15 protein-coding genes are annotated in these 16112 nt (G+C 59.0%); 12 read left to right on the forward strand and 3 right to left on the reverse strand.

Annotated features, from left to right (window positions below; translation table 11 throughout):
• Positions 1-167: 167 nt before the first annotated feature.
• Both B3I26_RS08405 and B3I26_RS08410 read left to right on the forward strand, forming a co-directional pair.
• Complete coding sequence (locus B3I26_RS08405; protein WP_296256928.1) at positions 168-1481, forward strand: MFS transporter; 1314 nt, start codon at positions 168-170, stop codon at positions 1479-1481.
• Between the two features lie 65 nt (positions 1482-1546).
• Positions 1547-2362 carry an IclR family transcriptional regulator gene (locus B3I26_RS08410; RefSeq protein WP_296256930.1) on the forward strand — a complete coding sequence of 272 codons (816 nt, stop codon included), beginning with the start codon at positions 1547-1549 and terminating at the stop codon, positions 2360-2362.
• A gap of 161 nt (positions 2363-2523) precedes the next feature.
• On the opposite strand, the gene B3I26_RS08415 is transcribed toward B3I26_RS08410, so the two are convergent.
• Positions 2524-3576 carry an NAD(P)-dependent alcohol dehydrogenase gene (locus B3I26_RS08415; protein WP_296256931.1) on the reverse strand — a complete coding sequence of 351 codons (1053 nt, stop codon included), beginning with the start codon at positions 3574-3576 and terminating at the stop codon, positions 2524-2526.
• A 182-nt stretch (positions 3577-3758) separates the two neighbouring features.
• Between B3I26_RS08415 and B3I26_RS08420 the strand changes: the two genes are divergently transcribed.
• Positions 3759-4664 carry an AraC family transcriptional regulator gene (locus B3I26_RS08420; protein ID WP_296256933.1) on the forward strand — a complete coding sequence of 302 codons (906 nt, stop codon included), beginning with the start codon at positions 3759-3761 and terminating at the stop codon, positions 4662-4664.
• Between the two features lie 223 nt (positions 4665-4887).
• Here B3I26_RS08420 and B3I26_RS08425 read toward each other — a convergent pair whose 3' ends face one another.
• Entirely contained in the window at positions 4888-6552 is a 1665-nt protein-coding gene (locus B3I26_RS08425) for an electron transfer flavoprotein-ubiquinone oxidoreductase (RefSeq protein WP_296256935.1), read from the reverse strand.
• A gap of 527 nt (positions 6553-7079) precedes the next feature.
• Between B3I26_RS08425 and B3I26_RS08430 the strand changes: the two genes are divergently transcribed.
• The 9 genes from B3I26_RS08430 (at position 7080) to B3I26_RS08470 (ending at position 14430) form a co-directional block, all read left to right on the forward strand.
• On the forward strand, positions 7080-7829 hold the full coding sequence (locus B3I26_RS08430; protein WP_296256937.1) for an electron transfer flavoprotein subunit beta/FixA family protein: 750 nt from the start codon (positions 7080-7082) through the stop codon (positions 7827-7829).
• Positions 7830-8759, forward strand: coding sequence for an electron transfer flavoprotein subunit alpha/FixB family protein (locus B3I26_RS08435; RefSeq protein ID WP_296256939.1), 930 nt, complete (start codon positions 7830-7832; stop codon positions 8757-8759). It begins immediately after the preceding gene.
• Positions 8760-8900: 141 nt separating this feature from the next.
• Positions 8901-9728, forward strand: coding sequence for a substrate-binding periplasmic protein (locus tag B3I26_RS08440; RefSeq protein WP_296256942.1), 828 nt, complete (start codon positions 8901-8903; stop codon positions 9726-9728).
• A 22-nt stretch (positions 9729-9750) separates the two neighbouring features.
• Entirely contained in the window at positions 9751-10104 is a 354-nt protein-coding gene (locus tag B3I26_RS08445; protein ID WP_296257464.1) for a DUF4398 domain-containing protein, read from the forward strand.
• On the forward strand, positions 10101-10916 hold the full coding sequence (locus tag B3I26_RS08450; RefSeq protein WP_296256945.1) for an OmpA family protein: 816 nt from the start codon (positions 10101-10103) through the stop codon (positions 10914-10916). Before B3I26_RS08445 ends, B3I26_RS08450 begins: the two co-directional genes overlap by 4 nt.
• Before the next feature lie 226 nt (positions 10917-11142).
• On the forward strand, positions 11143-12582 hold the full coding sequence (locus B3I26_RS08455) for a PLP-dependent aminotransferase family protein (RefSeq protein ID WP_296256948.1): 1440 nt from the start codon (positions 11143-11145) through the stop codon (positions 12580-12582).
• Positions 12583-12733: 151 nt separating this feature from the next.
• Positions 12734-13399: a translation initiation factor 2 gene (locus B3I26_RS08460; RefSeq protein ID WP_296257466.1), complete on the forward strand. Its 666-nt coding sequence runs from the start codon at positions 12734-12736 to the stop codon at positions 13397-13399.
• A gap of 94 nt (positions 13400-13493) precedes the next feature.
• Complete coding sequence (locus B3I26_RS08465) at positions 13494-13751, forward strand: YkgJ family cysteine cluster protein (protein ID WP_296256950.1); 258 nt, start codon at positions 13494-13496, stop codon at positions 13749-13751.
• Positions 13752-13824: 73 nt separating this feature from the next.
• Positions 13825-14430, forward strand: coding sequence for an START domain-containing protein (locus B3I26_RS08470; RefSeq protein ID WP_296256952.1), 606 nt, complete (start codon positions 13825-13827; stop codon positions 14428-14430).
• Between the two features lie 80 nt (positions 14431-14510).
• Here B3I26_RS08470 and gltA read toward each other — a convergent pair whose 3' ends face one another.
• Positions 14511-15800 (reverse strand): citrate synthase, encoded by a 1290-nt coding sequence (gltA, locus tag B3I26_RS08475; RefSeq protein WP_296256954.1) that lies wholly within the window; start codon positions 15798-15800, stop codon positions 14511-14513.
• Positions 15801-16112: the final 312 nt, after the last annotated feature.

A 16112-nucleotide genomic window follows, 5' to 3' on the forward strand; every position in this document is an offset into this window, starting at 1 on the left:
CTCGGCGTGGGAACGCATCCTCAGACGCTCTGCGTCGTCCGTACTGCACGCGTAGCGTCCGGGGGCATCTGCACGCAGAGCGTGGGAACGATCCATCGTCAGAACGCCACGCGTCTAGCAACACCCACACTTCCAGACCTCAGACAACCATAAAAAGAGGCACTCCCATGCGCACACAGACCTTGCCGGAGGCGCGAGCGATCACTGCCACGCCGACCCGCAAACGCTTTTTCATCATGGTGCTGCTGTTCATCACCGTGGTCATCAACTATCTGGACCGCAGTAATCTTTCCATCGCTGCACCTGCACTGACCAGCGAGCTGGGCATCGATCCGATCCATGTCGGCTTGGTGTTCTCCGCGTTCGGCTGGACCTACGCCGCCATGCAATTACCCGGCGGCTGGCTGGTCGACCGTGTGCCGCCACGCATCCTCTATACCGTGGCGCTGGCCTTGTGGTCAGTAGCAACCATTTTTCTCGGTTTCGTCGGCAGCTTTATCGGCCTGTTCGTCCTGCGCATGGTCGTCGGCGCCCTGGAAGCACCGGCTTATCCAATCAACAGCCGAGTGGTCACCGCCTGGTTCCCGGAAAAGGAACGCGCTAGCGCCGTTGGTTTCTACACTTCTGGGCAGTTCGTCGGCCTGGCGTTCCTCACGCCCGTGCTGGCTTGGCTTCAGACCTCTTTCGGCTGGCACATGGTGTTCGTTGCGACGGGTGGCGTGGGCGTCATTTGGGCGGCGATCTGGTACATGGTTTACCGCGAGCCACGTGATTTCAAAGGTGTGAATCAGGGCGAAATCGATCTGATCAAAGAGGGCGGAGGCCTGGTTGACATCCAGCGCGATACGGCGAAAGAGAAGGGCGGCTTCAGTTGGCAGGACCTGGGTATCGTGCTGAGCAAACGCAAGCTGTGGGGGATTTATCTAGGCCAGTTCTGCCTGAACTCGACGCTGTGGTTTTTCCTTACCTGGTTCCCGACGTACCTGGTTAAGTACCGCGGCATGGATTTCATCAAGTCCGGCCTGCTTGCCTCGTTGCCGTTTCTGGCGGCGTTCGTCGGTGTCCTGTGCTCGGGGTTTTTCTCCGACTGGCTCATCCGTCGCGGCCACACCGTGGGCTTCGCGCGAAAGCTGCCGATTATCGCCGGGCTGTTGATTTCGACCTCGATCATTGGCGCCAACTACGTGGAGTCAACGCCACTGGTGATCGCCTTCCTGGCGCTGGCATTCTTCGGCAACGGCCTGGCGTCGATCACCTGGTCGCTGGTGTCGACCCTGGCGCCGGCCCGACTGCTGGGCCTGACCGGCGGAACCTTCAACCTGATCGGTAACCTGGCGGCCATCGCCACGCCCATCGTGATCGGCTTCCTGGCCTCCGGCGAGTCCTTCGCCCCGGCGATCACCTATATCGCAGTGCTGGCCCTGCTTGGGGCGCTGTCCTACATCCTCTTGGTGGGTAAAGTCGAACGGATCGAGCTGTAATCCATGGCACTGAAAACAGCTGGCGACGATAATGCCGCCAGCTTTCTGATTCGATAAGGCGTGATATGCAAGATTCTCCCGACCTGAAAGATCCCGCAGGCGTGCCTGGCAAAGACACCGCACCCACTGGCACTCAAACCCTGCTTCGCGGCTTGGGGGTGGTGCAAGCGGTCGCTAGCGGTGCCCGCGATCTCAAGGAAATCGCCCGCCTGATCGGCACGACCCGCAGCACCACCCACCGGCTTGCCAGTTGTCTGGTCGAAGAGCGCTACCTGCGGGTGCTGCCGCAAGTGGGTTATCTGTTAGGCCCCAAATTGATCGAACTCGGTTTCCAGGCGCGCGAAGAGGTGCCGCTGGCGATGCTGGCCCGACCGTTTCTGGACGAACTTTCAGCGCTGACCGGCGACACCGTGCATCTGGCGGTGCGCGATGGCGACGACGTGCTCTACCTGCACAAGAACCCTGGCCGCAACGGTCCGGAAATGCGCTCGCGGGTGGGACATCGCATGCCCTTGGCGCGTACCGGCATCGGCAAGGCGCTGCTGTTGCAAAGCCCGGAAAGCGAGTGGCGAAGGCTGTATGACATCAGCGTTCCGGAGGTGACCAGCAATCCTCTCTGGCCCGCCCATCAAGAACAGACCTGGGAGCAAGTGCGCGAGCGCATGCACGAGTACGTCAAAGGTGGGTATGCGTTCGATCTGGAAGACAACGAACCGTCGATCCGTTGCGTGGCTGCGCCGATTCGTGACGCCAGCAAACACATCGTCGCCGGGATCAGCATCGCCAGCACCCTGCCGTACATGCCGTTGGAAAAGATGGCCCGTTTGGTGCCGGTTATCAAGCGGACCGCAGCGCGATTGTCAGCGGAGCTGGGCGGCTGACTTGATCGAGGGCCAGCAGCGGAACGGATTTGCCCGCGGTAGCGATAGTGCGCCACCGCTGGCGGGCCGGACCGCTGCGGGAGTGATCTGCCGGCATGTTCACCCGGAGCTCACGTTGCCAGCGAACAGCAGTCGCCCCGTCGGTACGGGGCGAATCGCCTTCAGGCCTTGAGCGTTGCCATGTCGATCACGAAACGGTATTTCACGTCCCCTGCGATCATGCGGCTGTAGGCTTCGTTGATGTTTTTGATGTCGAGCATCTCGATGTCGCAGCTGATGTCATGCTCGGCGCAGAAGTCCAGCACTTCCTGGGTTTGCGCAATGCCGCCGATCAATGAACCGGCCAGGACGCGACGCTTCATCACCAGATTGGCCGCGTGCAGCGCCGGGTCCACCGGTTCGATCAAACCCACCAGGATATGCACGCCGTCAAAACGCAGGGTTTCCAGGTACGGGTTCAGGTCATGCTGCACCGGAATGGTGTCCAGCAAGAAGTCGAAGCGATTGGCCGCGGCTTTCATCTGCTCAGCATCGGTGGACACGATCACGTGGTCAGCGCCCTGACGACGCGCTTCTTCAGCCTTGCTTGCCGAGCGGGTGAACAGCGTCACTTGCGCGCCCATCGCCTTGGCGAACTTGATGCCCATATGGCCCAGACCGCCCATGCCCAGCACGCCGACCTTGTCACCGGCTTTGACGCCGTAGTGTTTGAGCGGCGAGTAGGTGGTGATGCCCGCGCAGAGAATCGGTGCGGCGGCGGCCAGGTCGAGTTTCCCGGGAATGCGCACCACAAAGTGTTCGCTGACTACGATGCTGCTGGAGTAGCCGCCCATGGTATTGGTGCCGTCGATGCGGTCCGGGGTGGCGTACGTCAGGGTCGGACCTTCCAGGCAGTATTGCTCAAGGTCCGCGGCACAAGCTTCGCAATGACGGCAAGAATCGACCATGCAACCCACGCCGACCAGGTCGCCGACCTTGTGCTTGGTGACATTGGCGCCGACTTCGGTGACCTTGCCGACGATTTCGTGGCCCGGCATTAACGGATAAACAGCGATACCCCATTCGTTACGAGCCTGGTGAATATCCGAATGGCAGACCCCGCAGTAGAGGATGTCGATGGCCACGTCGTCGGGACGCGGGCTGCGGCGGTTGAACGTCATGGGGGCGAGGGGTGCAGTGGCCGACTGAGCGGCGTAACCGATAGCTGTGTACATGTGAAACCTCGCAAAAAACGATGACGGTTAAGGCGATGTATTGTGCGCAGCGGGCGTCCGCGCGACCATGACCATTCCTACGCGTGTCATGCCTAATCCTCCGGAAATGACCCTTCCGGCGCTGCTTTGTGCCGCAGATCTGCGATGATGGCAGTGTCTAATCCTCTGTCCGGTTGTTGCCCATGTCTCTGACCCTTCACTGCGACGCCAACGCCACGCTGGTGGCCCTGATTGAGCCGCTCGCCTCGCGCCCCGGCTTCGTCGACACCCTCGTGCAGGGTGTGCAGGCGATGTCCTGGACCTATTACGTCGCCAGCAGCCCGCAGATCTACGAGCCAAGCCTGGTGATCATCGCCCAAGGCAGCAAACTGGCGCGATTGGGCACGCGGACGCTGGAATACGGCGCTGGCCACTATTTAGTGCAAGCGCTCTCGGTGCCCTTTATGTGCGAAACCTTCGCCACGCAAGAGGAGCCCATGTACGGCGTGGCGGTGATGATCGACCGCACGGTGCTCAGTGAGCTGGTGCAGGCCATGGGGCAGGCGCCGGATGTCACGGTGCGCGCACAGACGCCGGAATCCATGACCTCGGCCGAGCTGGATGCACCGATGCGCGAGAGTGTCGAGCGCCTGCTGCACTGTCTGCACGATCCGCTGGATGCCCAGGTGATGGGCCAGGCGCGGGTGAGGGAAGTGTTGTACGCGGCATTGCGCGGACCGCAGGCCGGTGTGCTGCGCGCGCTGGTCGAGCAACAGGGGCATTTCGCGCGTATCGGCGCGGCTTTGCAGCATCTGCGCGATCACTACAGTGAGGCGTTGAGCGTCGATGAGCTGGCCCGTTGCGCCAACATGAGTGCATCGACGTTCCACGAGCATTTCAAGCGCAGCACCCTGCTTTCGCCCGTGCAATACCTCAAGCGCCTGCGCCTGCTCAAAGCTCAGCAGATGCTGATTGGCGAAGGCATGGGCGTAGCGCAGGTGGCGCACAGAGTGGGCTATCAGAGCACTTCGCAGTTCAGCCGCGAATACAAACGCTACTTCGAACGCAATCCGGGGGAAGAGGGCGAGCGGCTGAAGATTTCGGCTTGATAAGGATCCCGACAATGAAAACACTTGCCCTATGGGAGCGGATTCATTCGCGAAGGGCGGGTACCTGCGATAAAGGTGTGTCGAGTCGACGATGGCATCGCGAATGGATTCGCTCCCACAGTGATGAACATGGGTCGTTATGTCGGGTCAGCATCTGCCAGCAAAAAGGCGCCTGATCGGCGCCTTTCTCTTGCAGCATGCAGTTTAAAACTCGGCGCTACGTTTACATGTTCGGGTAAGTCGGCCCGCCTGCACCCTCAGGCGTTACCCAGGTAATGTTCTGCGACGGGTCCTTGATGTCGCAGGTCTTGCAGTGCACGCAGTTCTGCGCATTGATCTGGAAGCGCTTGGCACCGTCTTCCTGAGACACCACCTCGTACACGCCCGCCGGGCAATAACGCTGCGCAGGCTCGTCATATTTGGGCAGGTTGACGTTGATCGGGATGCCTGGGTCCTTTAACTTCAGGTGGCACGGCTGCTCTTCTTCGTGGTTGGTGCCGGAAATGAATACCGAACTCAATTTGTCGAAGCTCAGCTTGCCGTCCGGTCTTGGGTAGTCGATACGCTTGGAGTCGGCTGCCAGCTTCATGCATGCGTAGTCGGGCTTGTTGTCGTGCAGCGTGAACGGGATCTTGCCGCCGAACAGGTTCTGATCGATGAAGTTGAAGGCGCCACCGAGGATCGGGCCGAACTTGTGAATGGCCGCGCCGAAGTTGCGACTGGCGAACAGCTCTTCGTGCAGCCAGCTGCCCTTGAATGCGTCGACGTAGCTGTGAAGTGCATCACCGCCTGCGTTCCCCGCGAGCAGTGCGTCAGCCACCGACTCGGCCGCAAGCATGCCGGACTTCATGGCCGTATGGCTGCCCTTGATCTTGGCAAAGTTCAGCGTGCCCAGATCGCAACCGATCAGCGCGCCGCCCGGGAAGATCATCTTCGGCAACGAATTCAGGCCGCCCTTGCAGATGGCCCGCGCACCATAGCTGACACGCTTGCCGCCTTCCAGATACTGCTTGAGGATCGGGTGGTGCTTGATGCGCTGGAACTCGTCGAATGGTGACAGGAACGGGTTGGCGTAGGACAGGTCGACGATCAGGCCGACCACCACTTGGTTATTTTCCAGGTGATAAAGGAAGGAGCCACCGGTGTTCTCGGTGCCCATCACGTCCAGCGGCCAGCCGGCGGTGTGCACCACCAGGCCCTGCTGATGCTTGGCCGGGTCGATTTCCCAGATTTCCTTGAGACCAATACCGTAATGCTGGGCATCGGCGTCACTGTCCAGATTAAAACGCTTGATCAGCTGCTTGCCGATGTGGCCACGGCAGCCTTCAGCGAACAGGGTGTACTTGCCGCGCAGTTCCATGCCTGGGGTGTACATGCCTTCCTTGGGATTGCCTTCTCGATCGACGCCCATATCGCCGGTCAGAATCCCACGAACCACGCCGTTCTCGTCGATCAGTGCCTCCTGAGCCGCGAACCCGGGATAGATTTCAACACCCAGGTTCTCGGCCTGTTGCGCCAGCCAGCGGCACAGGTTGCCCAGGGAAATAATATAGTTGCCCTCGTTGTGCATGGTTTTGGGAACCAGCGCATGGGGCACTTTGGTGCTGGCTTCGGCGCCGGTCAGCACATAGATGTCATCGCTCTTGACCGGTGTGTTCAGCGGAGCACCCAGTTCTTTCCAATCAGCGAACAGCTCGGTGAGCGCACGCGGCTCGAATACCGCGCCAGAGAGAATGTGAGCGCCAACTTCAGAGCCTTTTTCTACCACGCAGACGCTGATCTCCTGGCCAGCTTCGGCGGCCTTCTGTTTCAGACGGCATGCGGCGGACAGTCCGGCGGGGCCGGCTCCGACGATGACGACGTCGAATTCCATAAATTCGCGTTCCACTGGCTATCTCCTGATCAAGGCTCAACGGTATTTTTTTATAAGTTGCTAAAAACCGACACACGCAAGGGTTCTGCTATGGGTGCCATGGCAAAGGTGCGCATTATATCTACACCACCTTGCAGGTCCAATACAAACGTTTGTTTGAATCAGCTGGAACCCTGATAAAACATAGGCAGACGGCTTGCGACTGGCGGTTTTGTCGTATTGACCGCCATTGGCGTTCCGGTCAAGATACGGGCGGTTTTGCGCTCGCCGTAGGCTGACCGTTGGTAACAGAACGCCTCTGAAAACGACGCGCGCGCTGTGCAGCAGACCCGCTCCTCGCTCGGGATGGGTGAGCGCGAAGCAGTTTACACGCACGGTCTGCGCATGACTTGGGTTGCGTGGGCAGAGCGGCTGTTTTTTGCTGAACTCACCGTTAAGCAACGACGAATACGCTGTTTTCAAAGGTGTTCTTTACACTGACGTGTACCCATCGCCGGGCCGAGCCTGGCGACTTCTTTTCACCGGAGAGTAACGAGGAATCCATGAAGGTTCTTGTAGCTGTCAAACGAGTGGTCGACTACAACGTCAAGGTTCGCGTCAAAGCGGACAACTCCGGCGTCGATCTCGCTAACGTAAAAATGTCCATGAACCCCTTCTGCGAAATCGCCGTGGAAGAAGCCGTTCGCTTGAAAGAGAAAGGCGTTGCGACCGAGATCGTCGTCGTTTCCATCGGCCCGACCACCGCCCAGGAGCAACTGCGTACTGCGCTGGCGCTGGGTGCCGATCGCGCTATCCTCGTTGAATCCGCTGAGGAACTGACCTCCCTGGCCGTGGCCAAGCTGCTCAAGGCGGTTGTCGATAAGGAACAACCTCAGTTGGTCATCCTTGGCAAGCAGGCAATCGACAGCGACAACAACCAGACCGGCCAAATGCTGGCTGCGTTGAGTGGCTATGCGCAGGGGACGTTCGCTTCCAAAGTTGAAGTCTGCGGTGACAGCGTCACCGTCACGCGTGAAATCGACGCGGGCGCGCAGACTGTCTCGTTGAAGCTGCCGGCTATCGTGACCACTGACCTGCGTCTGAACGAGCCGCGTTATGCCTCGTTGCCGAACATTATGAAAGCGAAGAAAAAGCCCCTCGACGTACTGACTGCTGATGCGCTGGGCGTCTCCACGTCCTCCACCAACAAGACCCTCAAAGTCGAAGCGCCCGCCGCACGCAGCGCAGGCATCAAGGTCAAGTCGGTTGCAGAACTGGTCGAGAAACTGAAAAACGAAGCGAAGGTGATCTAAATGACTACCCTGGTACTCGCTGAGCACGAAAACGGCGCGATCGCTCCCGCCACACTGAACACCGTTGCCGCTGCCGCCAAGATCGGTGGCGACATTCACGTGCTGATCGCAGGTCAAAACGTGGGCACCATTGCTGAGGCCGCTGCGAAAATCGCTGGCGTGGCCAAGGTCCTCGTCGCCGACAATGCGGCCTATGCCCACCAGTTGCCGGAAAACGTCGCACCGCTGGTTGCCGAGCTTGCCTCCGGTTACAGCCACGTGCTCGCCGCTGCTACTTCCAATGGCAAGAACATCCTGCCTCGCGTGGCCGCGCAGTTGGATGTCGATCAGATTTCCGAGATCGTCTCGGTCGAAAGTGCTGACACCTTCAAGCGTCCGATTTATGCCGGTAACGCCATCGCGACCGTGCAATCGTCGGCAGTCATCAAGGTCATCACCGTTCGCGCAACAGGTTTCGACGCGGTTACCGCCGAAGGTGGCTCTGCTGCCGTCGAAGCTGTAGGCGCTGCTCACGATGCAGGCAAGTCGTCTTTTGTCAGCGAAGAGCTGGCCAAGTCCGACCGCCCCGAACTGACCGCTGCCAAGATCGTCGTTTCCGGCGGGCGCGGCATGCAGAATGGCGATAACTTCAAGCACCTGTATGCGCTGGCCGACAAGCTGGGCGCTGCGGTAGGCGCCTCCCGCGCAGCCGTCGACGCAGGTTTCGTACCCAACGACATGCAGGTCGGCCAGACCGGCAAGATCGTGGCCCCGCAGTTGTACATCGCCGTTGGTATCTCTGGCGCGATCCAGCACCTGGCGGGCATGAAGGACTCCAAGGTGATCGTTGCGATTAACAAGGATGAAGAAGCGCCGATCTTCCAGGTCGCTGATTACGGTCTGGTTGCCGATCTGTTCGAAGCCATTCCAGAGTTGGAGAAGCTGGTCTAATCCAGCCACCTGACTTATAAAGAGAGCCCGCTGGTTTCAGGGCTGTTTGAATGCGTCGACCATCGAATGATTTCGATGCCTGGCGTTTCCAACAGCACTGAATGAGCGGGTTTTTTATTGGCTCGAAAAAAGGATGTCGCCATGTGGTCGCCCAGTCATACGCTGGCCTCGCTGGTTGCCGGTTCACTGCTGTTGCAATCGATGAGCGCCGTCGCGGCCGGCAGCTGCGAGCGGCTGGTCGTGACCGGCAGCCCGGATGCGCCGCCTTATCTGTGGCGCGATCCGCAGGACCCCAGGCACTTGATGGGCGCCAATGCCGATCTACTCAAAGAGGCGGCGACACAAATCGGGGTCAAGGTCGAACTGCTGTATGCAGGAAAACGCAGCCAGGCCCTTGAAGAAGTGCGCAGCGGGCGCATGGATCTGCTTGCCGATATGCCGTTGAACAGCGCTGAACTGCAGTCGCTGGATTTCATCCACCCGCCGATCACCCAAAATGAAATCATGGTCTGGACGCGAGTCGGGCAAGTCCAGCCCTTCAACTCCCTGGAAGACTTGCGCGGCCACGGGGGCGCCATTTCCGAGAAAACCCGAATCACCTCGGGCTTCGACGCCGCTATCAAGGCACACCTGACGGTGGAAAATCAGGCGAACCTGACCCAAGCCTTCCAAAAGCTGATGCTGGGGCAGGTTGAGTTCGTATTGGCCGGTCGTTACGCGGGTTTGGCCATGATCCAGACCCTGGGCATGTCGAAGGATGTGCTTGCTCAGCCATTGGCGCTGGACCGGCCCGGCTTGTACCTCGCTCTATCATTCAACTCGGCGTGCGACGATGCGTGGTTGCGCGGACAGCTGGCAAAAAAAATGACAGAATTGGCGGCTTCGGATCGCTCCAGTGAGGCCATCACGCGCAATCTGGAGTTGTGGAAAGCGCAGCTGCAGCAGCCGGTCAGCGCAGCCAATCAGTAGGAATGTTTTTTTGAGCGTTTTTTTGAAAGCACGACCCTTGTTCGCCGCCCTGGTGGTCACGTCCCTGTTCGGCTGCGCTAATGACCCCGCCCCGGCCGAGCAGCTGAAACTCACTGAGCAAGCCGTCGCCCAGGCCACTGCCGTGGGCGCTACCGATGACGAGCCGAACATGGCAGCCGCCCAGGCGAAGCTGACTCAGGCGCGGGCGGACATGACTGAAAAATCCTATAAGCAGGCGCGCATGCAGGCCGAGCAAGCCGAGCTAGATGCACGGCTGGCCGAAGCTGGGGTGTTAACCGAGAAGAGCCAGGAGCAATTGACTCAGGTGAACGCCCGGCTGGATCGTCTGCGCAAGCAACTGGGGGCTGAGCAATGAGCCGCATTGTGCAGGTATTGAGCGCTTGTCTGATGCTCGGCAGCGCCGGTTTGTACGGTTGTGCGGGCCACCAGAACAGTGATCAGGCATTGCAAACTGCCAATGCCGATTTCCAGAAGGTAAAGGGCGACACCAACGTCTTGCGCAGTGCGCCGCGAGACGTTATTCGTGCCGGGGAATTACTGGCGCGGGCCGAGCGTTTGTCCAGCTATGTCGGCAGTTCCGATGATGTCAGTCACTATTCCTACCTGAGCAGCCGCTACAGCGCCATAGCAAGCCAGCACAGTCAGTTGCTGCTCAATCAGGAAAAACTCGCGCGTCTGGAACTCGAGCGCCAGCGGTTGCAACTGGCGCTGCGCGAGGCCAAGCTTGCCGGTGCGCAGCAGCAAGGCAAGTGGGCCGAAGACCAGGTCATCAGCCTGTCGACCCAGCAAAGCGAGCGCGGTCTGGTGATGACCCTGGGCGACATGCTGTTTGATACCGGCCGCGCAGAGCTGAAAAGCTCGGCCAATCGTACGGTTTTGAAGGTTGTGCAGTTTCTGCAGTTCAACCCCAAACGTGTCGTGCGCATCGAGGGCTATACCGACAGCACTGGCGACAGTCAGGAAAATCTGCAGCTGTCCCGTGATCGTGCCCAGTCAGTGGCTGATGTGCTGTCCGACCTCGGAATCGAGGACGAGCGGATTCAGGTCGAAGGGTACGGCGATCAATTTCCTGTCGATGGAAATGCTTCGGAGCGCGGGCGCGCGCAAAATCGTCGTGTGGAAATTGTCTTTTCAGATGAGAAAGGCAAGCTCAGCACTGCCCGCTGATGATTTCTCAGCAGCCCGATTCTCCTCGGAATGGAAATCGGGCTTTTTCATGGAAAAAATCCTTCTAGCTGGCGATACGTCCCAATAATTTTTTCGCAGTGGGAAGAAAGTCTGGCTGAGTCGTCAACTGTCCCCGTACACTTCGGACTGTTTTAGTGGTGGGTCGGATCTGATCGCCACTCACTCAGAAAATGGCTTCGAACGCTTTTATTCGAGGGGCGCCAGTGTGACCAGTCTTCTGCTTTATCAGCGTATTGCCCAACAACTGGCGGAGGATATTCGCCGGGGCGTTTATCAGCCCGGGGAACGCGTCCCATCCGTGCGGAAAATGAGTTCCCAGCTCAATGTGAGCCATGCAACGGTGCTTCAGGCTTACGCCAATCTTGAGGATCAGGGGCTGATACGCGCCCGCCCTCAGTCCGGTTACTACGTTCACCAAACCCCTGCGCTGACCGCGCCCACTCCCGATATCGCGCGGGTCGAGCGGCCTGGCCTGGTCACCCGCGCCAGCATTATTCAGCAGGTGTTGGTCGAGGCGCGGCGTGAGGGCGTGTTCGCGTTCGGTGCCGCGGTTCCTCATATCGACTACCTGCCACTGCGTGCCTTGCATCAGCAGTTGGCCAAGGTCACGCGGTTCCAGAGTCCTCGCGCTTTCAATTACATGTTCAGCCCGGGTTTCGAGCCGCTTCGTCGTCAAGTGGCGATCCGCATGCGTGATGCAGGCGCTGTGGTCGATCCATCGGAGGTAGTGATCACCCATGGTTGTGTGGACGCGCTGCAAATGTCGTTGCGCGTGCTTACCCGTCCCGGCGACCTGATCGCGGCTGAGTCGCCGACCTATTATGGGTTGCTGCAACTGGCAGATCTGCTGGGCCTGAAAGTCATCGAAATTCCCAGCGACCCGAATACCGGGATCAGCCTGGAAGCTTTGCAACTGGCGGCGAACCAATGGTCGATCAAGGCGCTGGTGATGACCTCGCGTCTGAGCAACCCTCTGGGCAGTACCATGCCCGAAGAGCGGCAGAAGCACCTGCTGCGACTGGCGTCGGATTTCGATATCCAGATTATCGAAGACGATATCTACGGCGAACTGATGTACGAGCAGAACAAGACCAAGGCGTTAAAGGCGTTCGATCGTCTGGGTCGGGTGATCTACTGTTCGAGTTTCTCCAAGACCTTGTCCCCGGGTGTGCGGATCGGTTGGATGATTGCTGGCAAATACCAGGCGGAGATCCAGCGATTGCAGACCTTCAGTACGCACTCGGCGTGCAGCGTAACGCAGATGGCGGTGGCCTCTTATCTGGAGAACGGTGGCTACGATCGTCATCTGCGCTACATTCGGCAGGAACACCGCAAGAACCTTAGCGCCTTCCAGTTGGCGGTGCAGCAGATGTTCCCCGAGGGCACGCAGATCAGCCGGCCCACTGGCGGATTCATCCTGTGGATCAGCCTGCCAGGCCGCGTCAACACACAGGAACTGCATGTGCGTGCTTTGGAGCAAGGTATCAGCATTGCGCCAGGCCTGATCTTCAGTAACACAGAGCAGTTCAACCATTGCATCCGCCTTAATTGCGGCTTGCCATGGAATCGCGAGGCGGAGAGGGCGCTGATGACCTTGGGCATGCTTGCCAAGCAGTTGTGTCAGGACACTGGTCAAGCGTGGTGAACTCCGGTGCGGTAAAGCTCTCCATCATTTGAAGGGGGCGGCTGACAGGGCATTTACTTGTCAGCGGCCATGCAAAGGGCCAGCATATGGTTCATGCCTAATTTTCTGCCGTTCAACTATGAATTCACTACGCTGTATCGGTCTGCTATTGATGATGTCGCTGCTCGGCGCCTGTGACGGCGATAAAGCACCTGCACCGCCGCCTAAAGTCGCCGATCACGCACCCGCCCAGCAGCCTGACTCCAAGGGTCAACAGCTTGTGGCGCCTGCAGCACTGGCGGAGTTAGAAAAAACCAAGGCGCCTTCCGAAAGGGACGCTAAAGGGGCATTGCCGGTTCACGAATTGAAACCCAATGGGGCGGTGGTGCCGGTCGTTGTTGCGAGCAAGCCTGACCCGGCCACTTCCAGAGCGGCGAAAAGTGAACAATTGACTGCTGGCACTAATGCTAAATCGGCCAAGGTTAAAGCGGATAACGCCGAAGTAGCGCACCGCGCGCCGGTGTCCAGCAAAAGCAAATCCGCATCGCAGGTTGTAAAAGACACTCGCTTGCCCGAGGCGTCTCTGGATCTGAGCCTACCGCCTGATATGGTCAAGCAACTGGCCCCGCCTCCCGGAGTGATTACCGCTGCCGCCAAGCCGAAATCCCCGGGTACAGCCGCCAAACCCCTGCTGCCTAAGATGTTCCCCGACAGTAATAGCGATCCCGATTTTCAGCTTCAGGGACGTTTGTTAAGTAACGAAATGCAGCTTCAGCTGCGCAATGAGGCACGTAAGGACGTCGAAGGCGCGGCCCTGGACTTCACCTTCAAGCAGTAATTTGACGAATTCGTTCGCACTTGCTGCATTTTCAAACGTGCGTTTAAGCGGGTAAGATCCGTTCATCTCCCATCGCCTCTCTGAGGAAGTTTCCATGGAATGCCGTCCGGGCTGCGGCGCCTGCTGCGTCGCGCCCTCGATTTCTTCGCCGATTCCCGGCATGCCGTTAGGCAAGCCTGCCGGAGAACGTTGTGTACAGCTCTCTGTCGACATGCTGTGCATGATTTTCGGCGCGCCAGAGCGACCGGCCGTATGCAGCCGGTTTTCTGCCGATCCCGAAGTCTGTGGCAGCAATTTCGCGGACGCCGTCCGACTGATTGGTTGGTGGGAGCAGGCCACTTCGGTCGCTTGATGCGCAGGAGGGGCTGACTGGCATCGCAAGACATCTGATCTGCATCTGAACTACAGACAATAAGGAATAAGATATGGGTTCGCTATACCGGATTGCATTTGGAATTGGCCTCACTGCGCTCGCCGCGGGTGCTGTGCATGCCGATGACTGGAAAGTTGCCAAGGATGAAGACGGCATCAAGGTCTCCCTCAGTGATGTCGCGGGTTCGCAGTACAAAGCGTATCGGGGCGTGACTACCATTAAGGCCAGCGTCGCCAAACTGCGCGGTCTGCAGGAGGATGTCGCTGGGGCCTGCGCCTGGGTCCATGAATGCAAGTCGCAGAAGATCCTCAAGCACGAAGGCGACAAGACCTGGACCTACACTCAGTTCAATACCCCGTGGCCGGTGACGCCTCGGGATTCAGTCCTGCAAATTACCACCGTCGAAGGAGCGGATGGCAGCTTGACACGCAACCTTCTCGGCGAGCCCAGCTACATCCCCGAAGAGAAAGGCTTCGTGCGGGTAGCGCAGGTCGAGGGTTACTGGAAGCTTGTGCCAAGAGGCTCGAATGAGACAGAGGTGACCTATCAGGTGCATACCGAGCCGGGCGGCAGCGTGCCATCTTGGGTCGCCAATAAGTTTGTCGTCGACGCGCCTTTCAATACGTTGAAAGCGCTCCGTGAGCGGGCGATGAAGTGAGTAGCTGACCAGTACAGTTTTGCGGGAATAAAAAAAGGCTGCCACTGGCAGCCTTTTTTGTTGCTAGCTGACGTCGGTGCTTACTCGCGTTGGGCAAGCGGCACGATATCGCGCGACACCTCGCCGGTGTACAGCTGGCGCGGGCGGCCAATCTTGTACGGGCTGGAGAGCATCTCTTTCCAGTGCGAGATCCAGCCGACAGTGCGCGCCAGAGCAAAGATCACCGTAAACATGCTGGTAGGGATGCCAATTGCCTTGAGGATGATCCCCGAGTAGAAGTCCACGTTCGGGTAAAGCGAGCGCTCGATGAAATACGGGTCGGTCAGTGCGATCTCTTCCAGGCGCATTGCCAGTTCCAGCTGCGGGTCATTGTTGATGCCCAGCTCGCGCAAGACTTCGTCGCAGGTCTGCTTCATCACAGTGGCGCGCGGATCGCGGTTCTTGTAGACGCGGTGACCAAAGCCCATCAACTTGAACGGATCGTTCTTGTCCTTGGCCTTGGCGATGAACTTGTCGATGTTCGAGACATCGCCGATCTCATCGAGCATCGTCAGTACGGCTTCGTTGGCGCCGCCATGAGCAGGCCCCCACAGTGCGGCGATGCCGGCGGCGATGCAGGCAAACGGATTGGCGCCGGAAGATCCGGCCATGCGCACGGTGGACGTCGATGCGTTCTGTTCGTGATCGGCATGAAGGATGAAGATACGGTCCATCGCCTTGGCCAGCGTCGGGCTGATCGGCTTGATCTCGCACGGCGTGTTGAACATCATGTGCAGGAAGTTTTCCGCGTAGCTCAGATCGTTGCGCGGATACATCATGGGCTGGCCCATGGAGTATTTGTAAACCATGGCGGCCAGGGTCGGCATCTTGGCGACCAGGCGTATCGCGGAGATTTCGCGGTGCTGCGGATTATTGATGTCCAGCGAGTCGTGGTAGAACGCCGAAAGGGCCCCGACGACGCCGCACATCACGGCCATGGGGTGGGCGTCGCGACGGAAGCCGTTGAAGAATGTCTTGAGCTGTTCGTGCACCATGGTGTGATTCTTCACGGTGACCACGAACTGGGCCTTCTGCTCGGCGGTTGGCAGTTCGCCGTTGAGAAGCAGGTAGCAGGTTTCCAGGTAGTCCGATTGCTCGGCCAACTGCTCGATCGGGTAGCCGCGGTGCAGGAGAATGCCGTTGTCACCGTCGATGTAGGTGATCTTGGATTCACATGAGGCGGTCGACATGAAGCCTGGGTCGAATGTGAAGCGTCCGGTGGCGGTCAGGCCGCGTACGTCGATTACATCGGGACCAACTGTGCCGGTCAGAATGGGCAGCTCGACGGGGGCTGCGCCCTCGATGATCAACTGCGCTTTTTTGTCAGCCATGTGGCCTCCTATTTATGCTTCAAATCATCAGACAGGCCCCCCACGCAGGGCCCGCATCACTATAGTGAGATAAATTCTAAAGTCAATTTGCCGAAAGTGCTGTTTGAGAAGGCTTTAACCCGAGCTTTTCCTCGAAATTCCCCGCCATTTACGCCTTTTATTTCGCTAAAGCAATCAGCCATTAGGGGTGGGTGTGTGCGTTGTCATTAGTGGGCTAACTGTCTATACTCGGCACCCGACTGCCAGGGGCTCGCATGCCCGATTTTCTGGGGGTCGTCACTTCCTGGGTGGTGGGTACCTGACCAGTGCACT

Origin of the sequence: Pseudomonas sp. UBA5706 (assembly GCF_002419965.1) — a bacterium.
GTDB lineage: Bacteria > Pseudomonadota > Gammaproteobacteria > Pseudomonadales > Pseudomonadaceae > Aquipseudomonas.